Origin of the sequence: Streptomyces sp. NPDC020731 (assembly GCF_044334705.1) — a bacterium.
Taxonomy (GTDB): domain Bacteria; phylum Actinomycetota; class Actinomycetes; order Streptomycetales; family Streptomycetaceae; genus Streptomyces.
Genome location: NZ_JBIRTN010000015.1, coordinates 66,332 through 88,831 on the forward strand (window position 1 = coordinate 66,332; position 22,500 = coordinate 88,831).

The following is a 22,500-nucleotide window of genomic DNA, read 5'->3' on the forward strand; positions in this document are numbered from 1 at the left end:
AACTCGGCGCGGGCGGCGGGCGTACACGGCCGGTGCCGACGTTGACGGTGGCGTTCGGCAGCAGTCCGGACCCGCCGCCGTTTCGTACGGTGACCTTGCCGATGGTGGGGCCGTCGACGCGGTGGGTCTCCGTCGACGAAAACCGGTCCGTGGCGCCGGGACCGGCCGCGGATGCGTCCGCCCCGGGGCCCATGTGCAGAAGGCCGAGTGCCACGGTCGGGAACCGGCTCGATCACGCGGGCCCGGTGCTCGTGCGGGCCTGGGGCGACACCTCCCGGTCCGGCGCTGGTTCGGCCGGCTGCGGCAGCCCGGCCAGACCGGGTCCCGGTGGGTCGTCGCCGGGGGCCGGATCGGCGTTCTCGCCGAGGAAGCCGCCCGACTGGTGCCGCCACAGCTTGGCGTAGGCGCCGTCCGCGGCGAGCAGTTCCCCGTGGGTGCCCTGTTCGACGACGCGTCCCCGGTCGAGGACGACGAGACGGTCCATGCCGGCGACGGTGCTCAGGCGGTGGGCGACGACCAGGGCCGTACGTCCGTCCATCAGCCGCCACAGGGCGTCCTGGACGAGGATCTCGCTCTCCGAGTCCAGCGCGCTGGTCGCCTCGTCGAGCAGCAGGACCGGGGCGTCGCGCAGCAGCGCCCTGGCGAGGGCGACCCGTTGGCGCTGGCCGCCCGAGAGTTTCACTCCCCGCTCCCCCACCAGGGTGGCGAAGCCCTCGGGGAGCTGATCGGCGAACTCCGTGACGTGTGCCGCCGCGGCCGCCGCGTGGATCTCCTCGTCGGTGGCACCGGGCCGGGCGAAGGCGATGTTGTCCCGCAGGCTGCGGTGGAACATGGCGGGTTCCTGCGGGACGTAGGCGATCAGTGAGCGCAGGTCGGCCTGGCGCAGCCGGCTGATGTCCTGACCGCCGACCAGGATGCGTCCGTCGTCGATGTCCGACATCCGCAGCAGGAGCCGGGTGAGTGTGGTCTTGCCCCCGCCGGACCTGCCGACCAGGCCGATCCGTGCGCCGCCGGGCACGTCCAGGTCGAGGCCCTGGAAGATCGGCTTCGCACCGGCGTGGGCGAAGGTCACCGCCTCGAAGCGGATGCCGGTGTCCCGCGGCGCGAGCGGTTCGGGTTCCGCCGCGTCGAGCACGGTGGGCGGGTCCAGCAGCAGCTCCGTGAACTGCGCGGCCTCGGTCATCGAGCTTTCCAGACGCCGGTAGATCTGGTTGAACTCGAACATGATCTGGGTCGCGTTGGAGTAGTAGGTGAAGGCGATGACGATCTCCTCCACTCCCTGGCCCGGGCCACCGAAGGCGATGGCGACCAACAGGCCCAGCACGTTGGTCAGCACGGACATGGGGGCGACCAGGGTGTCGACGCGCAGGTTGCCGTAGTCCCACGACTTCAGCGTCAGGCGCCGGGAGTCCGCGACCCGGCTGCGGTGTTCGTCGGCCTCCCGTCGCTCGGCCGCGAACGCCCGGATGGTCTCCATGTTCGTGAGGCTGTCGGCGACATGGCCGGAGACCCGGGCGATCGCCGCCTCACGGTCGTGGACGAGCGCCTGACGGCGACGGATCAGAGGTGCGGCGCCCACCACGGTCAGTACGATCATCAGGAGGAGGCCGGCGACGAGGAGCGGTTCGTAGTGCCAGAGCACGACGGCGCCGAACACCAGGGGCACGAGGCTGCCCACGATCCGGTACGTCGCCGTGTCGACGAAGTCCTCGAAGCGCCTGCCGAAGCCCAGCACTCGTTTGGTCAGGGAGCCGGCGAAGTTGTCGTGGAAGAACGCTGCGTCCTTGGCGAGGAGTTCGTCCATTCCCAGCACGTACAGGTGCTCCATGCCGAGGGCGTCCACACGGTTCAGGCAGTGCTGCCCGATCCGCCACACGGTCTCGGCGAGCAGCAGCACCGCGCCGAAGCCCAGCACGTACGGCAGCGCCGAGGCGGGGGTGAGACCACCGTCGTCGGCGGCCTGCCCCGCCAGTTTGGCGATCAGCAGGGGGGCGACGTAGCGGATGCCGATGTTGCCCACGGCCGGCAGCAGCAGCGCGGGCAGGGCCAGCCGTCGGAGTCGTGACATTTCCCGGCCGTAGAGGCGCAGCGCGAGAAGGACCGCGCTCCTGCCCGGCGTCGGCCCTTGTGTATCCGTGGTCGCCATCACACTCCCGGGGGTCGGAACTCGGAAGTCTCCCGTTGAACGACGGCACCGGTCCAGGCATTTACTACGTACGGGTGATAACCGGACACCGCTGCCCGCACGTCGCGCTGGAGTCGGCGAACGGCGGGTTCCCTGAGGGCGGACGGACGGGCGAGGGCAGTCGGCACCTGGAAGGACACCCCATGAGCGACAGGACCACTCCCGGCACCGGCCGCGCCGTCGACCTCGGCGTCGCGGACGAAGGCTGGGTACGGACCTGGGGTGCCTCGCCCCAGGCGCCCGAGGCGGCGCCGGCCACGGGATCGGCGCCGGTACGGTCGCCCCCCCCAGCACCGCCGCCTCGCCGAGCACGGCCGCCGCGGCATCCGGGTCGCCGGCGCACAGGCGGTCCCGGCCTGCGGCGACGAGCTGCTCGAACCGCAGCACGTCCACGGCGGCGTCCGCGTCCAGTCGGCAACCGTCCGCGGCCTGCGCGACGACACGGGCCGAGCCGAGGGCCCGGCGCAGCCGCGAGACAAGGGCCTGCAGGGCGTGGGCGGGGTCGGCAGGCGGGCTCCCGGCCCGGATCGCGTCGATCAGGACCCCTTGCGCGACCGCGCGACCGCCGGCGAGCGCCAGCCGTACAACCAGCCCCTGCAACCGCGCACCTGGTACGCGCATGACGGCGCCACCGCGTGATACGCGGGATACCACGCCGGCTGCCGGCGGCGTCGGGAGTTCACGACTGCCCCGGCACGAACCCCGGCACGGACGGGCCGTCACTCCCTGGTACCGCGGGCCACTTCGCCGGTACGGTTCTCGATCCGGCCACGGAGGGTCCGAAGAAGGACTCGTTGTTCCTCGCCGGTCCAGGAGCCGTGGATGGTCGGCGCGGCGTCGAGACGGGCTTCGGCAGTTCCCCACCGCCGACCAGGGCCTGTTGTCCACGCCGAATCAGGTTCCGAACGGTCGTAGTGGCGCAGCAGTCGTCCGAGCTGGACAGCCAGGTCCCGCGGGGCGGCTCGGACGTCGGCGCCGTCAAGGGTGCGGCGGGCCGCCGCGGCTCATCACTGCGGGCCCGGTCCGGCGCCGGCCGGTCTGCGGCGTTCGCCGTGCCAGTCCAGTATCAGGACCGTGGCGTCGTCCTTGAGGTTGCCGTGACAGGCATCGAGCACCGCGGCGGTCAGGCTCCGGACGGCTTCCCTCGGATGCAGCGTGCGGGTGTCGTGGGCGAGCGCGGCCAGGTCGACGGCTGCGGCACCGCGCTCCTGCATTCCGTCGGTGAGCAGGATCAGGCGGTCGCCGGGCTGCAGTTGCAGTTCCTGCAGACGGTAGGAGGTGGGGGCCACCACACCGAACGGCAGGTTGACGGCGAGCTCGACCTCCTCGACGGTGCCGTCGCGCAGTCGCAGCGGCCGGGGATGGCCGGCGTTGACCAGTTCGCAGAGGCCTGTTCCGAGGTCGACGCACAGCAGTTGTCCGGTGGCCAGGCCACGGCTGTGGCTCAACAGGGCCTGGTGGGCGTGGTTGGCTTGCTTGAGGGCGTCACAGCCGCTGCGGCGCGCCCGTCGCAGTGCGCCGACCAGCAAGGTGGCCAGCAGGGCCGAACCTGTGTCGTGGCCCATGGCGTCGGTGATGGACAGGTGCAGGGTGTCGCGGTCGAGGGTGTAGTCGTAGGTGTCGCCGCCGATGTCGTCGGCCGGGACCAGCCCGGCGGCGAGGGTGAACTGGGCCGCCTCGCAGCAGGGCGCCGAGGGAAGCAGCTGGTGCTGGATCTCCGCGGCCAGGCTGGTCTCGGTGGTGCGCCGGCCCAGGTGGTAGAGGTCGGTGAAGCGGCGGTCCGTGACGATGATGTAGGCCAGCGCGTGGGCCGCGTCGCGGACCTGCCGGAGCACGGTGTCGTCGGCGGACTGCAGGGTCACCTCCAGCACGCCGACGCAGTCGCCTCGGTTGGTGACCGGCGTGATGACGCGCCGTCCGCCCTGGCTGTCCGGTTCCACATGCTGGCGCTGGCTCTGCAGTACGCGGTCGTAGACACTGCCCTGCAGTCCGATCGGCTCGTCTGGGTCCGCGACATCACCGCCGGTCGCGGTGAGCCGTACCAGCCGCCGGCCGACGAGGTCGACGAACAGAAAGGACACGCTCTCCGCGCCGAACCGCTTCTGCAGATCGTGTGCCACCACGTCCACGGACTCACCGGGCGGCGCCGCCTCCGCGGCGGCCAGCAACTCGCCCAGTTCCACATCTCCACCCCGCACAGCAGCCTCCTATCAGCTGCCGCATCTTTTTCCCCGAGTTTCCGCGACATCACCCAAAGCGCCCTTCTTGCCTGGTCAGGGCAGTGGGCCGGGTCGCTGCGAGGAGAACCCCGTCGCATCGGGCGGCGTCCGCGGGCGATGGGGCAGCCGGTGCGCCGGCAGCCGGACGAAGCCGCCCCGTCGGGGGGCCGGCCGAGGGGCAGGCCGCGCGTGACGCGGCCGGTGGTCGTCGTGGGAGTGCTGTCGGCACTGACAGGTCTCGATGCCGCCGGGCGGCAGGGCGCGTTGCCGTACCCGTTCGCCTGTGGCCCGGTGTCGTGCCGGGCGCGGGTCGGGCCGCGGTGGGCCGGCACGGCCGGCGTGCCGGTCGGAGGCGTGGGGCGAGGCCGACCGCCTCGCCGGTGATGTGACCCGCGAGGGGCACGAGAAGCTCCGGACGTACAGGCACCGATACCCGTCGGTGAGGCCCGGAGCGCCGGCTCGCGCCCCGGTTCCGAAGCACGCCCCGGAAGCGTTCGTGACGTGTCCCGACGGGCTCGTGCGTCGTTGGCCGGTCGGAACCCGTGCACTCCCTCACTCTCGAGGAGCCCCCGTGGCCAGTTCGAGCCCGCTCTCCGTCGACCAGGACGAGGGCACGCCACCCCTTCGGCGTCCGTTCGCCGAACGCGCGCACGCCCGGGCCGCCGGCCTCGACGAGGCCCTGCCGCAGTGGGCCGACGGTCCCGGTTTCCACGCCGGTGCCCCGCCCCGGCCCCGGAGATCCGGCTGCTGCCGGGACCCACGGGACCATCGGTGCGCAGGCTCGGCCGTCCGGGCCCGGACGTGAGGCGACAACCGGCGGTGGTGCTGCGCGTCATGGCGGTCCGCAAGGGCTTCGGGTCCCGGCAGGTACTGCGCGGGGTCAGCTTCGAGGCGCGGGCAGGGCAGCTGGTGGGCATCGTCGGGGAGAACGGCGCCGGGAAGACCACCCTGCTGCGCGTCCTCAGCGGCGACCTGCGCCCCGACGACGGACGCGTCGACCTGAGGGGCACACGGGGCTACTGCCCGCAGCATCCGGTCCTGGACGAGGAACTGACCGTGCGCCAGCACCTGCGCCTCTTCCAGGTCGCCTACCGTCTCCCGAGTCCCGCCCGCGCGCTCCAGCTGATCGACGCGCTCTCCGCGGCCGGCTATCTGGACGCGCCGGTGAAAGTTCTCAGCGGTGGCACCCTGCAGAAGCTGAACCTGGTCCTGGCCTTGATGCACGATCCGGACGTCGTGCTGCTCGACGAGCCGTACCAAGGCTTCGACTGGGAAACCTACCTGCGGTTCTGGGACCTCGCCCAAGAGTGGAAAGGCCGCGGCCGCACCGTGATCATCGTCTCCCACCTCGCGCACGACACCGAACGCCTGGACGTCCTGCACCATCTGCACGACGGCGTCCTCGGGCCCTCACCCACGGCGGACACCACATGAGTGCCTACCTGGTCGCCTGCCGTTACGCCCTGCTGGCCATGGCGAAGAACCGGCTGGCCGCCGTGCTCCTGATCGCCTTCATCCCGATGTGGATCACCGTGGCGAAGACCCTCACCACGCCGAAGACGTTTCCCTTCCGGCTGCGCGCCACCGGAACCTGGCTGCGCGCCGGCGGGGACGAGATCACGATGATCAGCGGCTCCCTGAACGCCGTGTCCCTCCTCGTGGGGTTCCTGATGTTCAGCGCCGCGCGCCGCACCAGGGCCTTCGACCGTCGCCTCACCGCGGCCGGCTATCCCCGAACCGCCCTCATCGGCGCCAAACTCACCACTCTCCTGGTCGCATCAGCGCTGGTCAGCACCTATGCCACCGTCTGGATGCTGCTGTTCTGGTCTCCCCTCCAGCCCTTCCTCCTCGGCATCGCGGTCCTGGCGGTCTGCCTGGTCTACGGGGCCATGGGCATGTGCCTGGCCCTCTTCCTGCGCGGCGAGGTCGAAGGGCTGGTCACGATCATCATGGCCAGCATCATCGACCTCGCGCCGCAGAATCCCGTCGCCAGCACCAGCGCCGACAAAGCCCTGGTCGAGCTGCTTCCGAGTTACGGCTCCCTGCAGACCAGCCTCGCCGCGGGCTTCACCCGCAACGCCACCTTGAGCCCTCTGCTCCACAGCACGGCCTGGCTGACCGCCATGACCACCACCGCGCTCGCCGCCTTCGCCCTCCGCACCCGCACCCACCAGCCGCCGCGCCTCCACCATGACGGGTGAGGGCCCCCGGCGAAGCCGTGGGTCCCCGCGACGGACGCCCGGGCCGTCACAGGGACCCGCCGGCGACGCCGGGCGCTCCCCACCGCCGAGCCGCGGCGGGGAGAACAGAAGTCCGGCTCACCCGGCCGGGGCCGGGCCGTGGGGCATGGCGAGGTGCGCCAGGTCTCCCGGCGGGGGGCCGCTCACCGGCCAGAGGGGTGCGGGCATGCCGTCGGCCACCGCGGCGGGCGCGTCGGTGAGGTTCATACGGTCGCGGAGGCGGCCGTAGAAGTCCATCGGGCCCAGTCGCGCGACGCGCAGCCTGCGCGGTGCCGCGTACACGCCGATCCAGTCCCCGGGGCCGATGACGCCGCGGAGCTGGCCGTCGATGCTGACGGCGGCGCGGCCGGAGCGTTCGAGCACGCGCAGCCCGACGGGTTCGTCCGGGGCGGCCACGACCGAGCGGTTGAACGTCATGTGCGGCGCGACCGGTGTGAACACCAGCATCTCGGCGCGCGGCGAGACCACGGGGCCGCCGGCGGCGAAGCTGTAGGCGGTCGAGCCGGTCGGTGTCGCCACCAGCAGCGCGTCGGCGGAGTACGAGGCCAGCAGCCGGCCCGCGATGTAGACCCCGGCCGAGACCTGCCGGTCCCTGGCCAGCTTCTCCAGCACCACGTCGTTGAGGGCGGCCACGTCCAGCGGGACGCCCCACTCGCCGCCCGTCTCGCAGTCGGAGCGCACGCTCGTCGGGGGCAGCAGCGGGCCCCGGCCGTACCTCATGAGCGCCTCGATGTCCGAGGGCACCTCCAGGCGGCGCGAGGCGCGCATGGTCAGCAGCATGCGCCGCTCCACGTCGTGCCGGTCCTCGCGTACGGCGTCCAGCGCCGCGCGCACCACGGCCGCGGGCACCTCGGTCAGGAAGCCCACCCGGCCGAGGTCGACTCCGAGTACCAGCGCGTCGACGGCGGCGGCGAGCCGGGCCCCGCGCAGGAAGGTGCCGTCTCCGCCGAGGGTGACGATGAGGTCGGGATCGCCCGCCGCCGCCACCTCCTGCCGGGCGCCGTGCCGTCCGCCGTCGTTCCACACGTCGATGTCCCTGCAGGCGACCGCGTGTTCGGCACACCAGTCCCGGACCGTGCGAGCGGCCTCCGCGGCCTCGGGACGCCCGCCGTGCACGACCATGCCGACCCGGTCCACCGTCATCTCGCCTCCAGAACGTCCGCCTCGACCGGCCCGCGTGGCCGTCGGCCCCGACGTCCGGCACTCCCGTCCGCTCACCGGTGCTCCACACGGGCTGTGGCCGGGACGTGGACGCGTCGCCTCTCCATCCTGGCCGGGCGGCGGTCCGTGAGGCGCCGCGCCACGCCGCCACGACCCGCGTCCGGCCCGCTCCGGCACGAAGCGTGCGACGACCACCGGCGCCGGCCCGGACGGACGACCGGGCCACGGCCTGTCCCCTCCCCCCCCCCGCCGGCACGACGGACGGCCCGGTACCGCGAGTGCGGTGCCGGGCCGTCCGTCGGTGAAGCGGCCCGTCAGCCCTGGCGGGCCTTGAAACGCGGATCCTTCTTGTTGATCACGAAGGTCACGCCCCGTCGGCGCACCACCTGGGCGCCGGGCCTGGCCTTCAACGAGCGCAAGGACTTGCGTACCTTCATCACGATCTCCTTCCGCGGGACCGGACCGGGGGTACCGCTGTCAGCGGCGGGTGCGGGCGGGGCCGTGGCGCCGCTCGAAGCGTTCCACGCGTCCCGCGGTGTCCACGACGCGCGAGGTGCCGGTGCAGAACGGGTGGCCGGCCGACGGGATCTCGACGTCGACGACCGGACAGGTGGCGCCGTCCTCCCATTCGACCGTGTGCTGTGCCCCGATGGTGGAGCGGGTCAGCAGCCGGAAGCCGGTCGCGGAGGACGACCGGGCGGGAGACGGGATGGATGCCGTGCCTCACGGAATGTCCTTCCCGGGGTGCCTCCGCCGCCGGGCGACGGAGGCGGCTCTCATCGTTCCTCGCGGAAGAGGACGTGTTCGCCGGCGACCGCGTCGTACTTCCGCAGGACCAGCCGGTCGGGATCGTTCAGACGGTTCTTGCGAGTCACGTAGGTGACTCCCGTACCTGCCGTCGACCTCAGCCTGACGACCGGCCGCGTGGTGCTGCGTGCCATGGGGTGCTCCTTCCGCCACCGGCCCGAGCCGCTTGACTCGGACATGTCATACATGGTGTGCAACAGCGTCGGCACGTGGTGTATTCCGGCGATCCCGCTTTCCGCGGGACAGGGCCACCGCTCGTTCCCGGGCGGCGCGCCACCGGACGCGGGCCGAAGCCGCTCGGTGCGTGATCGTGGAGGGCGGTCGCCTACGCGGCGGAAGGCTCCGCAGGGCTTCAGCCGAACGATCGTCCCTGCGGGCAACAGGTGAGGCCCGGGGACACTGTCCCCTCCACGACCACGCCCTTCCCAACCACGCCCGCCCGCGGATTGTTCCCCCTCCACGGCGCCGGGCGGCAACACGTTTCCGTTCTGTGGCTCATCCCTTGTCGGGGGTAGACGACGATCACGGCCAGACGTCGATCACCGAAGGAGACGAGTCGTGGACAAGGGCAAACAGATCACCGGCACGGCCCGTGAGGAACTCGCGCGGGAGATGAGGGAGCAGTACGAGAACGGCCTGTCCATACGGGCCATCGCCGAAGCGCACGGGCGGTCGTACGGGTTCGTCCACCGTGTCCTCACCGAGGCGGACGCCCCTCTGCGCAGCCGGGGCGGGAGCCGTTCGCACCGACGGCTCGAGGAGGCCGGGCGTCCGCAGAGGTGACGACGGCCCTTCCGGCAAGGGTTCGCCACGGGCCGGGGAACTCGCGGACCGCGGCAGCGGAGCCGGCCGGGTCGGTCCCATGAACGGTGCGACCGGCCGGAAGCCGGGCGAGCGGGGCAGGACAGTCGCCAAGCGCTGTCCCGCTCCGCTGTCCGCCATGTGCGCCTGCGCGTTCCCGGACTCCGGGCCGGCGGTGCGGGCGCCGGCACGCGGCCGGGGACTCGGCCCTGCGGCTCCCGCGGCTCGGCGTCGAGCCCACGCGGACTTCGGCCCTTGGGTCCGGCGCGGCCCCGCACGGTGGTCACGGGCGATGCGGTCCCGCACGACCGCCTCGACCGCGTCCTGCGGCGGGCCGATCACCGCATGGAGACTTCCGCTCGAGACCGGGATCCTGCCGGCCACAGCCTCCCGGCGCACGAACCCGGCCTTGCGGCGGAGAGGTCCGGCGGGACGCGGGACGGTGTCGGCCGCCCAGCACTCGATGTCCGCCCGCCGGCACCACGAGGCCGTCGTGAGCGAACTCCGCGACGGCCTCGCTGCCTGGACCGGCCGCTCACGGCGCCGGACGGGCCACCGGTTCCCCGTACCGCGGCCGTTCCGGTGACGGCAACGACGTCGTACCGCGGGGGCCGCAGGCCCTGGCACCGGTGCGCCGCGGCCTGCGCCCGCGCCGTGGTTCGGCGGACCGCCCGGCTCATGCCGTGTGGATCTCCAAGGCGGCACGGACGGCGGACTCCACGGCTCCCTCGATCCACGCCGGCTTGACGGACGTGTGGTCCCCGGCGAAGTGCAACGGCCCTTCGCGCCCGGGGATGGCGGACAGCAACTCCGTGTGCTGCCCGGGCAGGAGCACGGACGCCTCCCCGTAGGCGTAGGGGTCGCGCAGCCAGCTCTGCGTGCGGCCCGCGCCGGTGTAGAAGACCTCGATGCGCCGGCCGTAGACCTGCTGGAGACCGCACAAGGCGTGCGGGTACCGTGCCTCGTCGTCCAGGGAGTCCCAGCGCAGCGCGTCGTCCGCCCAACTGTAGGACGCCAGGACCACGCCCCCCGCACTGCCGGGAACCGGATGGGAGGGGTGGAACATGAACCGGTTGGCGTTGTCCGACACCGATCCGCCCCCCACGACGTCGACCGCCTCCGGCTGGTCGCGCACCAGCGCGCGGTTGGCGGCGTAGTGGGTGCGCTGGCCCGCTGAGATGTGCCCGGCGGGCACGGAGGGATGGGCACCGAGCAGGCTGCCGTCCGCAGCGGTGCGGCCGGTGCGGTAGGCGTCGTACAGGCCCGGCTCGACGGCGTTCAGCTCACGCTTCCAGTCGGCCTCGCCGAACTCCCACCAGCGGCGGCTGAACTCCAGCAGCACCTTGGTCGCGCTGTCGTAGTGCAGCTCGCAGACGGCGCGGCGCTTGCCGTACGACATGGGCGGCTCGATCTGCACGTGGCGCAGTCCGGAGAACGGCACCGTCACCACGGCGACGTCCGCGGTGAACTGCTCGCGTACGACGGGCCCGTCACGGCCCTCGGACACGGTGTCCACCCACACGTGCGGGCCCTTGCTCCGGACGTGCTCGGTGTCCGGCGACGGACGGTCGGGGTGGTGGTACTCGATGCGCGTGACACGGCGGTCGAACCGCACCTCCTTGCGCACCCGTTCCAGCAGGGCGTCCGGCAGTACGGCCGTGCCTCCCTCCAGCTCGTAGAAGGGCGTGTCGGGGCTGATGAGGGAGGAGCCGATGAAGCTGTGGATGAAGGACAGCGGGAGGCGGGAGGTGAGGTTCTCCAGGGTGCCGATCAGGTCGATGGTCCGTTCGTCGAGGCCGGCGTGCTCGGTCAGGAAACGGAACATCGACCAGTCACCGAACCGCTGCACCACGCGGGCCCAGCCCTGCAGCTGCTTGGGAAGCGGCTTGCCGACCCGCTTGCCGTCGCGGTCGACGTAACTGAACTCGTCGCGCACCGGGTCCAGCGCGGAGCGCAGGATGACGGCGGCGGGGGTGTCCCAGCGGGCCCGGGGGACGCCGAAGGACCGGTTCACGCGCCGGGGCGCGCGGGCGTAGTCGGCGCGTCGCACGCGGATGCCGTTGACGTGGATCCAGGTGCGGTGGGCGGGGCGTCCCTCGGTGTCGACGTCGACGTAGTGGAAACGGCGCTTCTTCAGGTCGAACCGGTCGATCAGCTCCATCACCAGGGGATGGCTGCCGGGGATGCGCATCGCGCCCGCTTCGGCGTACTGACGGGGATCGGCGAAGGGCTGTCCGGCGTGTTCGTGGCCGCCGTTGCGGAAGGTCTTGATACGTCCGCCCGCGCGGTTGCCGTTGGCCTCCAGCACCGTCACCCGGTGACCGGCCCTCTTCAGCAGCCAGGCGGCCACCAGCCCGGCCGGACCGGCGCCGACGACCAGGACGTCCATGGGGCGTGTCCGCCGGTGGGACGGCAGTCCCTCCTGGAGGACGCGCCGGTAACGCGGGACGAGGGGGCGGTCGTCGGAGTCCAGAACGAGCAGTGCGCGAGCGACAGCGAGGCACCGGTCGAAGTCGGGGCCACGGCTCCCGCCCGGGGCGGCCGGTGCGGGCAGAGCCGCGGCGGCACCGCCGGTCAGGGCCGTGGCCACCGTGGCCGTGCCGGCCGCCGCCGTGAAGCTCCTCCGGGAGAAGCCGCCGTCCGGGCGCACCACTGTGTGATCTTCAGTCATGGCGGCCTTTGTACTGGCGGCTGTGACCGGGTGTCCGGCTTTGGCCCCGGAGTTGACCCGAAGGAGCGAAGACGGCTACGAGCACTGACGTCACAGCCGGTCCGCCGGTGCGGACGGTCCGGGGGACCCGAAGGGATGAATGCCGGGCAACCCCCCGATGCCGACGCGATCGATTCCGCACACTGCCAGATGCGTATCCATCCGTGCTCTCCGGCGGGCTCGCGCGGCGCATCGCGTACGCGGCATTGCCCCGGGCTCACAGGAGTGCGGGACGACCAAGGGGGGAACGGTGGCGCAGCCGCGCGCTCGGTTCGGCGACAGAGCCCGTTACTGGTTCGACAGCACGCTGACCCGCGGTGCCTCCGCCCTCGTCGGCTGGATGGCCCTGTTGTGTCTGGCCGTCGTCGTCCCGGCCAGTGCGGTGCTCGTGTGGACCGACCCCGACGCACCGGCGTCCCTGACGGACCGGTTCGCGCGGGTGTGGCGCCTGACCGGGGAGACACTGCGGCTGGGCGGTTCGACGGGGACGCCGCTGCGAGTGACGATGTCGCTGCTGCTCGCACTGGTCGCTCTGCTGTACGTCTCGACCCTCGTCGGTCTGATCACGACGGCGCTGACGGAGCGGCTCACCGCGTTGCGCCGGGGCCGTTCCACGGTGCTCGAACAAGGGCACGCCGTGGTCCTGGGCTGGTCGGAGCAGGTCTTCACGGTGGTGAGCGAGCTGGTGGCCGCCAACGCCAACCAGCGGCGGGCGGCGGTGGCCGTCCTGGCCGACCGGGACAAAACCGCCATGGAGGAGGCCCTGGGCACGAAGGTGGGTCCCGTAGGCCGTACGCGGCTGATCTGTCGCAGCGGCCCCACCACCGACCCGGCCTTGCTCGGCCTGACCAGCCCGGAGACGGCCGGTGTCGTGCTGGTGATGCCTCACGACGAGCCCGACGCCGACGCCGAGGTGGTCAAGACGCTGCTGGCGCTCAGGGCGGCCCTGACCGGGGAGGCCACCCTTCCGCCCGTCGTCGCCGCCGTCCGGGACGACCGCTACCTCCTGGCTGCCCGTCTCGCCGCCGGACCGGGCGGCGTCATCCTGGAGAGTGACACCGTCACCGCCCGGCTGATCGTCCAGGCCGCGCGCCGCCCCGGGCTCTCCCTCGTCCACCAGGAACTTCTCGACTTCGCCGGCGACGAGTTCTACCTGATCACTGAGCCGTCGTTGGCCGGCCGGCCGTTCGGCGACGCGCTGCTGTCCTACCCGACGTCGAGCGTCGTCGGGATGGTGCGCTCAGGCGCCCCCCTGCTCAACCCGCCGGGGCACACGCCCCTCGCCGCGGACGACCTGCTCATCGTCATCTCCCGTGACGACGACACGACCTGGCTCGGCGACTGCGCGGAGCTGGTCGAGGAGGGGGCGATGGCGTCCGGGCCGCCGACACCCGCGCGAGCGGAGCGGGTTCTCCTGCTGGGCTGGAACCGCCGGGCGCCGCTCATGGTCGACCAGTTGCGCCGCCGCGCCCGGCCCGGATCCGCCGTCGACGTGGTGGCGGACGGTGATGAGGCGACGGTCCGGCAGGTGAACGAGGCCGACGCGGACGGCGGCACCGGCCTGGCCCTGACACTGCACCACGGGGACGTCACCCGCCTCGAGACCCTGCGGCGTCTGGACGTTCACTCCTACGACAGCGTGATCGTGCTCGGCCGGGATCCCGCTCCCGGACAACCACCGGACGACCCGGACAACCGCACGCTCGTCACCCTCCTGCTGCTGCGCCGGCTGGAGGAGGCCACCGGGCGCGAACTGCCGGTCGTCACCGAACTGATCGACGACCGCAACCGGGCGCTGGCCCCCATCCGTCCCGGAGCCGACGTGATCATCAGTGGCAAGCTCATCGGCCTGCTCATGGCGCAGATCTCCCAGAACCGTCATCTGGCAGCGGTGTTCGAGGAACTGTTCTCCGCCGACGGCACCGGGGTCCGCCTGCGGCCGGCCACCGACTACGTACTGCCCGGGCGTGAGACGTCCTTCGCCACAGTCGTGGCCGCGGCACGTCGTCGCGGCGAATGCGCCATCGGTTACCGAAGTCACGAAGGTTTGTCGACAAGTCCCGGCCACGGCGTGCGGATCAACCCGCCCAAAGCCGAGCGGCGCAGATGGACGGCCGCGGACGAGGTGGTCGTCGTCGGCAAGGACTGACGGACGGTTCCGCTCGACTGTTCCGGGGCGGGGGCAGGTCCGCAGCGGGCCGGCACCCGCAGGCCGTGCTCGGTCTGTTCGGAGTGCCATGGGGACCGGAGCGGACGCCCACGGGCAGGCCCGCGGGACCGCGGGCCAGGAGCACCGGGCCGTGGGAGGACGCGTGCGGCGGCAGGCGCCCGGCGGCCCTCGTCGGCAGCGGCGCGGCCGGCCGCGGCACGGGGTACGCCGGTGCCGGGGCCGACAGCCGTTGCGGGTGCCGGACGTGCTCGGCGCGGCTAGGGTCGAGGAGTCGTTCCCCTACGACAGCGTGATCCTGGGTTCGGGCCCCGACCGAGAAGGAACGTGGTCGCTGCGGCCGGAGCCGCCGGTTGCTCCGCAGCCCGCCGTCCGGGGTTCGGCGCCTGCTGTTTGACGGCCATCGTTACGGGCACAGATGTGCGGATGCGCTCCCGGGCGGAGGAACTCCACGAGTTCACCCGTCTCCGCCGCAGCTCCGACACCACCGGTCTCGTCACCCGGCCGGCCCCGGCCGGGTGACGAGACCGATTCCCTGATGAACCCCGGCCGGCCGGACGTCGCCCACGACACCGGCCGACCCGGTCTCACGCTCCGCGGGGCAGACGGAGAGCGATGGACGACCCCCGTTCGGAAAGGCGGACGCGCACCGTGAGGACCCGTGACCACCGGGCGGACCCCGAGGACGTGGGACGAGCCGACCCCCTGCGGTCACTGCTCGTGTGCGCGATGATCGGCGCGGCCGTGATGGCGGCCCTGGACGAGATCGTCTTCCACCAGATCCTGCACTGGCACCACTTCTACGACCGGTCCACCTCCGGCGCGGGGCTGGTCTCCGACGGCTTCCTGCACACCGCGGAACTGCTGGCGCTGATCGCCGGCTTCTTCCTCTTCGCGGACCTGCGGCGGCGCCACGCGCTGTCCCCCGCACACGCCCGGGGCGGCTTCTTCCTCGGCCTCGGCGCCTTCCAGGTCTTCGACGGCGTCGTCGACCACAAGCTGCTGCGCCTGCACCGGATCCGCTACGGCGTCGACGTCACCCCGTACGACTGGGCGTGGAACCTGACGGGCCTCGCCCTGCTCCTGGTCGGCCTGGGTGTCCTCACCCGGGCCGCGCGACGGGGGCGACGGTCGCCGTGACGGAACACCCGCCTCCGGCCGTCACGGTGGCCGTCCTCGCGTGCGTCCTGGTCTGTGCCGCGTATGTCGCGGCCGCCGCCGGGCTGAGACGCCGGGGCGACGCCTGGCCGTGGCGACGGGACTGCGCCTTCCTTGCCGGGGGCGTGGCTCTGATCTGGGGACTGTGCGGGTGGCTGCCGGGTGGACCGTTCACCGTCCATTCGGCGCGTCACCTGCTCGTGGCCATGGCCGGTCCCGTCCTGCTCGTCGTCGCACGCCCGCTCACCCTCGCCCTGCGCGTGCTGCCACCGGGCGTGCTCCGCCGAGGGCTGCTGCGCACGGCGCACTCCCCCTTCGCCGCGTGGCTGCTGTTTCCTCCGATGGCCGCGGTCGTCGACATGGGTGGGCTGTGGCTGCTGTTCCGCACCGAGCTGCTGTCCGCCGCGCATCACCGCCCCGCCCTGAGCGCCGTCCTCGAACTGCACATGCTGCTCGCGGGCCTGCTCTTCTCCGCCGCCGTCTGCCAACTCGATCCCGTACGCCGCCGGTGGAGCCCGCCGCTGCGGGCGGCGACGCTGCTCCTGGCGGGGACGGCCCACGCCGTCCTCGCCAGGAGCATGTATGCCACCGGTCCGCCGGGCACCTCGTTCGCACCACACGACCTGCGCCTCGGCGCACAGGTCATGTACTACGGCGGTGACGCGGTCGAAGCCGTCCTGGCGCTGTCTCTCGCTGTCCAGTGGTACGCGACCACCGGCCGACGCCGGGCCAGGCGTGCGGCCCGGTCCGAGCGCGGCGCTCCGCCCGTTGCCCCACCGCCGGTTCGGCCGGGGGCCGCGGCAAGGCGGCCCGCCGGCGTACGGGCGACCCTTCGTACGCGAAGCTCCCCGGAGCGCCGGACCCGGTCTGCACGTCGGTGAACCAGCCGACACCCGCGGCACACCGCGACCGGGTTCGCCCGCACGGCCGTGCCACGTGCCGCGAGGACACGTGCACGCCTGTCCCGTTGCCTGATCCCGGCAGCGTCGGCCGGCTGTGTTCGTCCGGCCGGGCCCGGTGTGCACCGTCCGCCCGTCGGTCACGATGCGAGCCGTCACCGTACGGAAGGACACCAGGGGGAGGACGGGCGCGAGTCGACCGCACCGCCCCTCACCGGCGCCGGACCGGCACCTGATGACGCGCCTGCGGAACGCCGGGAACCCCCGTTCGGTTCGCTGCCCGAGCTGGGCGGCCGGGCTGCCGCGCTCCTCGCCGGGTGCCTCGTCGCAGTCGTCCGGTCTCCTACCGCCTCTCCCCCACGGTCAGGCCCGCCCGTCCCCCACACTGCTTCCTGCGGCGGATCCGCGTACATCAAGCCGGTCATGAGCTTCACCATGCCTGGTTCCGGCAATCCGGAGGCACGCCAGGTTGCCGACCTGCCCACCTGCGACGGTCGACGCATCCACGTATGGTCCACAGCGACCCGCGCGGCATCGCGTTCGGCGTCCGGTCCGTCACTCCCGGGTGACCCACGGCCCGGACCCTGCCCCCTCCGCCACGAAATGACCCGTCATGCCGTACCAGGACCGACCTCACCCGTCCTCTCCCCCACCCCTCGATCTCGTCAACGAAGTCGTCACCCGCTTCGACGCCTACGCCCGTGCCCGAGCAACACGCGACAGCCTGTTGCCGACAGCACGCGCGACTCCGCGTCACGAACAGCACGCTTTCGACGATCTGCAGGCCGCCATCACCCGGCTGCGCAACAGCGTCGGCTGACGGCACCCCCGACGGCCACCTGCCTTGTCGCTCCGCGCATTCGCCCGGGGCCCACCACTCATCGGTTCGAGCGGAACCGTGCCCCACACCGCGTCGCGGAGCGCCGACAGCCGGCGGTTCCCCGACGGGGAAACGCTCCTTCACGAAGTCCTTCCCCAGCGGCGGAACGTACGTCGGCTCAGTGAGGATCCACCGCCGCGCGGGGGCCCGCCCGCCGGCCGGCCGCCTTCTCAGCCGGCCGGCGGGCGGGCCTCACCTCCGAGGCTCTCGACCGTACGCGTCGTGGAGTCGTAGCTGCGCGCGCCGGTGAAAGCCGCCTCCCGGGGTTCGCACAGCGCGGTGGGCAGAAGGTGGTCGGGCCACCGTGCCGAGGTGCGGCGCGACCGGGCCAGCGTCACATGCGGGATCCAGCGTCCCGGAGCGTGCAGCGGGTTGAGGTGAGCGGCGGTGGAGGCGAGTACCTCCCACACCCGCCGGTGCAGTTCGAGGAGCTCCACGTCCTCGGCGACGCGCCAGGCGAGCACGCGGGTACGTCCGTCGAAGCGCAGCAGCCCGTCCAGCCGGAACGGCGCAGGCAGCCCGCCGTCGAGGAGCGTGGCCAGCTCCGACCTGGCCGGGGGGTGGAGTTCCTCGCATGTCGCGAGGGTCAGATGGGGCCGATTGGTCGGGTGCCGGTGCTCCGCGAGGCTGGGCAGTCCCGCGGCGGCCATCATGCGCCACATCTCCCGGACGCGCATCTCGGTGGCGGTGTCGGGCAGCAGTTCCACGGTGCGCACGGCCGTCGGCCTATGTGGCCGGGGCAGGACCGCAGACGGCCGGCACCGGCCCCCTCAGCCCGCCCACCGTACGCGGCGATCCGTCGGCCGTTGCGGCACACCGTGTTCGTCATGCGGGCTCGGAACGGGCGGCATCGTCAGCCGGCCACGTCGAACGCCTGGGCGGCGGCGAGCCGGCGCGGCAGGTCGCCTTCGAGGAGCGCCTCCGACCGGTCCGCCCGGACGGTGGTGAGCGGGTTGCCGGTGACCACGATCCGGTCCCGTCACGGGGCAGTGTCCTGGAGATACTCGGTCAGGGCCTTGCCCGGCTGGAAAGCGGCGGAGCCTTCGTCGGCGTGGAAGCGGCCGAAACTGCCGGCCACCACCGCTTCATCGCGCTTGAGTGCCTCAGCGATCACACCCGCCATGTCGACCGTGCCGAACAGAGCGTCGATCACCTGCTCCGCGTCTTCCTGGCGGATGTCGTGGCCTCCCTGCGCGGCCTTGCGCACGCCGGCCCGAGCCAGTTCGGACTTGTCCATGTCACACCTCTGCTTTTCCTGTCCGACCGCGTCGAGACAGCGGGTGCGGACCTCGGGGTTGGAACGGACACGGGACCCGTGAATCCCTGCCCGGGTCACCGTGTGCCGTACCGGAGCACTCCCCTCGACGCGATCGGTGCCGGGCGGCCCGTGATCGGCCGACGAGGACGCCCCAGCGGTCGAGGGCTCCTCGTCCTTCTCCTCCACACCGCGTGAGGCGCACCAGGACAGGACCGACGGACCGATGGAGACCGAGCCCGTGGACGTGCCCGGCACGGACACCCGACGCGTGCGGCTTCTTCACGATCACGGGTGGCTCGCTTTCACGGAGGGAGGAGCGGGGCTCGTGCGCTCATCACAATCCCCTGCCCGGACGACTGCCAGCGCTTACGGCCACATGGAGCAGACACACCCGCCGCCCGGCATCGGCCTCCGGAGCGGGGCGGCGGTCGCAGTCGCCCTCATCGTCTCGCCGCACGCGATCTCCGAACGCGGTACAAGAGGGGACCTGCCCCATGCCGTTCGGGCGGCCGGGCCCGCCTGCCGCAGGTCGTCACGGCCCGCCGAGGTGCCCGGTCGATCCGGAGGTGGCCGACGGTGCGGACGTGCTGCTCGCAGTGACCGGCCCGTCGTCCGGGGGGACTGACGCGTTGACCGACGCTGCGCGGAGAAGGGCCCCGGCGGGGGCGGCGGCGTGGCGTCCTCGGACGAGGCGCTCGGTGCCACGGTGCGCCGGACGGGGGCTCCGGCAGGTGGCGCGCCCCTGTTGTCGGTGCGGGAACCGGTACTGAACCCGATCGCGGTCCGTGACATGCCCATGGTGACCGTGGCGTCGTGACGGAGCGCGGTCGCTTCGGCCGCGGGCCCCCTGCCGGAGGCGGTGCGGGAGGACCACCTGGTCCGGTGGGCCGCCGGGAGAACACGGCCCGTCCGTGTCCGGACGCCCGGGCCGGGGTGCCCTGCCGGTTCGCGGTGGCCTCCACCCCCTGCACGGCGGGCGCCGCGGCGGCGGACGGACAGGAAGGGAAGGGACGATCGGCGCGAGGACGACACCGCGCGCCCGCCGGTCCTGTGCCCGTGGGCGCAGGACCGGCCACCCGACAACACGACGGTCCGTTCCCCGGCAGGTCCGGACCTCCGCCTCCGAGACGTTCACGACCGAGCGCACGCCCCATTTGCCCGATTACCCTGATGTTGTGGACCCGTATCCGACTCCTCCGGGCAGCAGTCGTGGCGACCGGCCGCAGCCGGTCGCCGGAGTACGTCCGGAGATCCTCGCCTCCTGGCAGCGCTCGCAGTCGCTCGGCATCAACCGCGAGGGGGCGGCCCTGCCGGTCGAGAGCGACCTGGATCCCGACTCCCGGCTGATCAGGGCTGCCGCGCCGGTGCTGGACCGCCTGCGTGAACGGTTCTCGGGCGTGCCGGTGACCGTGGCGCTGGCCGACTCACGGGCGAACATCGTGGACCGGCGGGGCGACCCGGCGGGGCTGGAGCTGATGGACGCCGCCTCCCTGGTGCCGGGCGCCAATGTCGACGAGCGGTTCATGGGGACCAGCAGCGTCAGCATGGTGCTGAGTACCCGGGCACCGTTCGTGGTCGTCGGCCACGAACACTTCCTGCACGGCCTCAAGGAGCTGACCTGCATGGCCGCGCCGGTGCGCGACCCGGTGGGCGGCACCGTGCGGGGCGCGGTCAACCTCTCCGTGCCCCGGGTGCTGGCCGATCCCGGCATGGCACTGGTCCTGCGGGAAGCCACCGAACGCATCGGGGAACGCCTGCTGGAGCTGAGCACGGCCCGCGAGCTCGAGCTGATGCGCGCCTTCCACCGGGCCAGGGAGCGCGGCGGCGGGCACACCGAGCTGGACCTCGGCTCGGGTGAGCTGTACCGGTTCGGCGGACCGGCGCCCCACCTGGCCTCGCAGGAGCAGCTGATGCTGCTGGAGCGGGCCGTCGAACTGATCTCCTCGGCCGGCGAGGCATTCGCCGAGGTGCCACTCGCGGGCAGCCGCGTGGCCGTGCTGCGCCGCCGGGAGCTGCACCACGGCGACGCGGAGGGCGCGGCGGTCGAGGTCAGCTTCGAGGACACCCGCGGCGCGGGGGCACCGGGTCCGGCCACCGCGACCGCCCCCGACGGTCGTCATGTGCCGCTCCTGGGCCGTCCCACCGTGACGGCGGGGGCGAACGCGCCCGGTGCGACGGCGCAACCGCACACCGCCGGACCGGCCGACGCGTGGCTGCTGCTGGTCGGCGAGCCGGGCGTCGGCCGGCTCGCCGCCGAGGCGCGCGGGCGGCTGTCCCTGCTGAACGAGGCGGGTGTACGGCTCGGCACCACCCTGGACATGCGGCGTACCGCCGAGGAGCTGGCGGAGATCGCCGTGCCGCGCTTCGCCGACCTGGTCGTCGTCGACCTGGTGGAATGTGTCCTGGCGGGCGAAGAGCCACCGCCCGGGCCGCCACGCCCCGACGTGGCACTGCGCCGGGTGGCCGCCTGGGCGGGCGAGGACTCCCGCGACACCCCGGCCGGCGGCGTGGACGAGCCGGCCGGCTACCCCGCCGGTACGCCCCAGGCCCGGTGCCTGGAGACCGGACAGCCGGTGACGGACTCGGTGCTGACCGCCGCCCTGTCCGGGGCGCCGGCCGACCGGGCGCACCCCGTCGACCTGCTCGGCGAGGGCGTGCACTCCTACCTGGGCGCGCCGCTGTCCGCGCGGGGCTCCCTCCTGGGCCTGGCGGGCTTCTACCGCCGCGGCAGGACGAAGCCGTACGAGCAGGACGACCTGAAGCTGGCGGGCGAACTGGCGGCCCGTGCCGCGATCAGCGTGGACAACGCCCGCCACTACCGCCGGGAGCACCAGGCCTCCCTGACCCTGCAGCGCAGCCTGCTTCCGCACGCCCTGCCCCGGCTGAGCGCTGCCGAACTCGCCTCCCGTTATCTGCCCGCGGACGCCAGGGCCGGTGTGGGCGGGGACTGGTTCGACGCGATCCCGCTGTCCGGGATGCGCGTGGCGCTGGTCGTCGGGGACGTGCCCGGAAACGGTCTGCAGGCGGCAGCGACCATGGGCCGGCTGCGCACCGCGGTGCGGACGCTGGCCGGGATGGACCTGCTGCCCGAGGAGGTGCTGGCCCACCTGGACGACCTGGTCAGCCGCACTCCCGACGAATCGGCCGACGAACAGGACCCGGCGACGGGAACGACCTGCCTGTACGCGGTGTACGACCCCGTGACGTGCCGCTGCACGGCCGCACGGGCCGGTCATCCGCCGCCCGCCGTACTGACGCCGGGCGGGGAGGCGCGGCTGATCGACCTGCCGAGCGGTCCGCCGCTCGGGCTCGGCGGGATCCAGCCGTACGAGTCCGCCACCGTCGACCTGCCCGCGGGCAGCCTGCTGGCGATGTACACCGACGGTCTGCTCAAGGAGAACCGCGGCTACGGGGACACCGACGCGCGCACCGGGCAACTGCTGGCCTCGCTGAGTCGCGGTGGTCCGACGCTGGAGGACATCTGCGACCGGGTCGCGGACACCCTCCTGCCCGGCAGCCCGCACGACGACGTGGCCCTCCTGCTGGCCCGTGCGCACGGGCTGTCCGAGGACCGGATGGCGACCTGGGAGCTTCCGTCCGACCCCTCGGTCGTGGCGCGGGCCAGGGCGCTGACCCGTACTCAGCTCGCCGACTGGGGCATGTCGGAGCTGGATTTCAACACCGGACTGGTGGTCAGCGAGTTGGTCACCAACGCCGTGCGGTACGGCGGTCGGGGGCCCGTGGGCCTGCGGTTGCTCCGCGACGACTCACTGATCTGCGAGGTCTCCGACCGCAGCAACACCTCTCCGCGCATCCGACGGGCGGCCATGACCGAGGAGGGCGGGCGCGGCCTGTTCCTCGTGGCGCAGTTCACCAGCAGCTGGGGCGCCCGCTACATGCCGCAGGGCAAAACGGTATGGGCCGAGCAGATGCTGCGGCCGGAGCGGCCCGCGCCGAAGACGGACGAGCAGGCGCTGCTGGCCATGTTCGACGACCCCGGCTGACCACCCGGGCT

At 72.9% G+C, this 22,500-nt stretch carries 17 protein-coding genes and 1 pseudogene; 9 read left to right on the forward strand and 9 right to left on the reverse strand.

Features of this window, described 5'->3' with window-relative positions; translation table 11 throughout:
• Window positions 1–232: 232 nt before the first annotated feature.
• On the reverse strand, window positions 233–2,146 hold the full coding sequence (locus ACH4VX_RS23195) for an ABC transporter ATP-binding protein (RefSeq protein ID WP_398369685.1): 1,914 nt from the start codon (window positions 2,144–2,146) through the stop codon (window positions 233–235).
• Window positions 2,147–2,407: 261 nt separating this feature from the next.
• On the opposite strand from ACH4VX_RS23195, the gene ACH4VX_RS23200 reads away from it, so the two are divergent.
• Window positions 2,408–2,824: a hypothetical protein gene (locus ACH4VX_RS23200; protein WP_398369686.1), complete on the forward strand. Its 417-nt coding sequence runs from the start codon at window positions 2,408–2,410 to the stop codon at window positions 2,822–2,824.
• A 368-nt stretch (window positions 2,825–3,192) separates the two neighbouring features.
• Here ACH4VX_RS23200 and ACH4VX_RS23205 read toward each other — a convergent pair whose 3' ends face one another.
• A complete protein-coding gene (locus ACH4VX_RS23205; protein ID WP_398369688.1) occupies window positions 3,193–4,383 on the reverse strand; it encodes a PP2C family protein-serine/threonine phosphatase in 1,191 nt (396 codons plus the stop codon).
• A gap of 855 nt (window positions 4,384–5,238) precedes the next feature.
• Here ACH4VX_RS23205 and ACH4VX_RS23210 point away from each other — a divergent pair.
• Together ACH4VX_RS23210 and ACH4VX_RS23215 are read left to right on the forward strand one after the other, a co-directional pair.
• Window positions 5,239–5,838, forward strand: a complete 600-nt coding sequence (locus tag ACH4VX_RS23210) for an ABC transporter ATP-binding protein (RefSeq protein ID WP_398369882.1) — start codon at window positions 5,239–5,241, stop codon at window positions 5,836–5,838.
• A complete protein-coding gene (locus tag ACH4VX_RS23215) occupies window positions 5,835–6,605 on the forward strand; it encodes a hypothetical protein (protein WP_398369690.1) in 771 nt (256 codons plus the stop codon). Before ACH4VX_RS23210 ends, ACH4VX_RS23215 begins: the two co-directional genes overlap by 4 nt.
• 117 nt (window positions 6,606–6,722) lie before the next feature.
• On the opposite strand, the gene ACH4VX_RS23220 is transcribed toward ACH4VX_RS23215, so the two are convergent.
• From ACH4VX_RS23220 to rpmG, 4 genes and pseudogenes are all read right to left on the reverse strand, one after another.
• Entirely contained in the window at window positions 6,723–7,787 is a 1,065-nt protein-coding gene (locus tag ACH4VX_RS23220) for an NAD(+)/NADH kinase (protein WP_398369692.1), read from the reverse strand.
• Window positions 7,788–8,119: 332 nt separating this feature from the next.
• Window positions 8,120–8,242 carry a type B 50S ribosomal protein L36 gene (ykgO, locus tag ACH4VX_RS23225; protein WP_026084623.1) on the reverse strand — a complete coding sequence of 41 codons (123 nt, stop codon included), beginning with the start codon at window positions 8,240–8,242 and terminating at the stop codon, window positions 8,120–8,122.
• Window positions 8,243–8,282: 40 nt separating this feature from the next.
• A pseudogene (locus tag ACH4VX_RS23230) lies at window positions 8,283–8,532 on the reverse strand (type B 50S ribosomal protein L31).
• Window positions 8,533–8,581: 49 nt separating this feature from the next.
• The gene (rpmG, locus tag ACH4VX_RS23235) at window positions 8,582–8,746 is read right to left on the reverse strand and encodes a 50S ribosomal protein L33 (protein WP_398369694.1); all 165 of its coding nucleotides are present in this window, start codon (window positions 8,744–8,746) and stop codon (window positions 8,582–8,584) included.
• Window positions 8,747–9,170: 424 nt separating this feature from the next.
• Here rpmG and ACH4VX_RS23240 point away from each other — a divergent pair, with 424 nt between their 5' ends.
• Complete coding sequence (locus ACH4VX_RS23240) at window positions 9,171–9,395, forward strand: helix-turn-helix domain-containing protein (protein ID WP_398369696.1); 225 nt, start codon at window positions 9,171–9,173, stop codon at window positions 9,393–9,395.
• Window positions 9,396–10,089: 694 nt separating this feature from the next.
• On the opposite strand, the gene ACH4VX_RS23245 is transcribed toward ACH4VX_RS23240, so the two are convergent.
• A complete protein-coding gene (locus ACH4VX_RS23245; protein WP_398369697.1) occupies window positions 10,090–12,084 on the reverse strand; it encodes a flavin monoamine oxidase family protein in 1,995 nt (664 codons plus the stop codon).
• Window positions 12,085–12,373: 289 nt separating this feature from the next.
• On the opposite strand from ACH4VX_RS23245, the gene ACH4VX_RS23250 reads away from it, so the two are divergent.
• The 4 genes from ACH4VX_RS23250 to ACH4VX_RS23265 all read left to right on the forward strand — a co-directional run bounded on the left by ACH4VX_RS23250 (window position 12,374) and on the right by ACH4VX_RS23265 (window position 17,167).
• Window positions 12,374–14,272 carry an NAD-binding lipoprotein gene (locus ACH4VX_RS23250; protein WP_398369699.1) on the forward strand — a complete coding sequence of 633 codons (1,899 nt, stop codon included), beginning with the start codon at window positions 12,374–12,376 and terminating at the stop codon, window positions 14,270–14,272.
• Window positions 14,273–15,019: 747 nt separating this feature from the next.
• Window positions 15,020–15,430, forward strand: coding sequence for a DUF2243 domain-containing protein (locus tag ACH4VX_RS23255; protein ID WP_398369884.1), 411 nt, complete (start codon window positions 15,020–15,022; stop codon window positions 15,428–15,430).
• A complete protein-coding gene (locus tag ACH4VX_RS23260; RefSeq protein WP_398369701.1) occupies window positions 15,427–16,329 on the forward strand; it encodes a cytochrome c oxidase assembly protein in 903 nt (300 codons plus the stop codon). Before ACH4VX_RS23255 ends, ACH4VX_RS23260 begins: the two co-directional genes overlap by 4 nt.
• Before the next feature lie 631 nt (window positions 16,330–16,960).
• Entirely contained in the window at window positions 16,961–17,167 is a 207-nt protein-coding gene (locus ACH4VX_RS23265; RefSeq protein WP_398369703.1) for a hypothetical protein, read from the forward strand.
• A 230-nt stretch (window positions 17,168–17,397) separates the two neighbouring features.
• Here ACH4VX_RS23265 and ACH4VX_RS23270 read toward each other — a convergent pair whose 3' ends face one another.
• Window positions 17,398–17,934, reverse strand: coding sequence for a 2'-5' RNA ligase family protein (locus ACH4VX_RS23270; RefSeq protein WP_398369886.1), 537 nt, complete (start codon window positions 17,932–17,934; stop codon window positions 17,398–17,400).
• A gap of 272 nt (window positions 17,935–18,206) precedes the next feature.
• Entirely contained in the window at window positions 18,207–18,464 is a 258-nt protein-coding gene (locus ACH4VX_RS23275; protein WP_398369704.1) for a hypothetical protein, read from the reverse strand.
• Window positions 18,465–19,660: 1,196 nt separating this feature from the next.
• On the opposite strand from ACH4VX_RS23275, the gene ACH4VX_RS23280 reads away from it, so the two are divergent.
• Window positions 19,661–22,489 carry a SpoIIE family protein phosphatase gene (locus tag ACH4VX_RS23280; RefSeq protein WP_398369706.1) on the forward strand — a complete coding sequence of 943 codons (2,829 nt, stop codon included), beginning with the start codon at window positions 19,661–19,663 and terminating at the stop codon, window positions 22,487–22,489.
• Window positions 22,490–22,500: the final 11 nt, after the last annotated feature.

What these genes read in the sequence shown, in the direction of transcription:
- ACH4VX_RS23195 (WP_398369685.1), bottom strand. Translation starts at nt 2,146, where the DNA reads ATGGCGACCACGGATACACAAGGGCCGACGCCGGGCAGGAGCGCGGTC.
- ACH4VX_RS23210 (WP_398369882.1), top strand. Translation starts at nt 5,239, where the DNA reads ATGGCGGTCCGCAAGGGCTTCGGGTCCCGGCAGGTACTGCGCGGGGTC.
- ACH4VX_RS23215 (WP_398369690.1), top strand. Translation starts at nt 5,835, where the DNA reads ATGAGTGCCTACCTGGTCGCCTGCCGTTACGCCCTGCTGGCCATGGCG.
- ACH4VX_RS23220 (WP_398369692.1), bottom strand. Translation starts at nt 7,787, where the DNA reads ATGACGGTGGACCGGGTCGGCATGGTCGTGCACGGCGGGCGTCCCGAG.
- ykgO (WP_026084623.1), bottom strand. Translation starts at nt 8,242, where the DNA reads ATGAAGGTACGCAAGTCCTTGCGCTCGTTGAAGGCCAGGCCCGGCGCC.
- rpmG (WP_398369694.1), bottom strand. Translation starts at nt 8,746, where the DNA reads ATGGCACGCAGCACCACGCGGCCGGTCGTCAGGCTGAGGTCGACGGCA.
- ACH4VX_RS23245 (WP_398369697.1), bottom strand. Translation starts at nt 12,084, where the DNA reads ATGACTGAAGATCACACAGTGGTGCGCCCGGACGGCGGCTTCTCCCGG.
- ACH4VX_RS23255 (WP_398369884.1), top strand. Translation starts at nt 15,020, where the DNA reads ATGATCGGCGCGGCCGTGATGGCGGCCCTGGACGAGATCGTCTTCCAC.
- ACH4VX_RS23265 (WP_398369703.1), top strand. Translation starts at nt 16,961, where the DNA reads ATGCCGTACCAGGACCGACCTCACCCGTCCTCTCCCCCACCCCTCGAT.
- ACH4VX_RS23275 (WP_398369704.1), bottom strand. Translation starts at nt 18,464, where the DNA reads ATGGACAAGTCCGAACTGGCTCGGGCCGGCGTGCGCAAGGCCGCGCAG.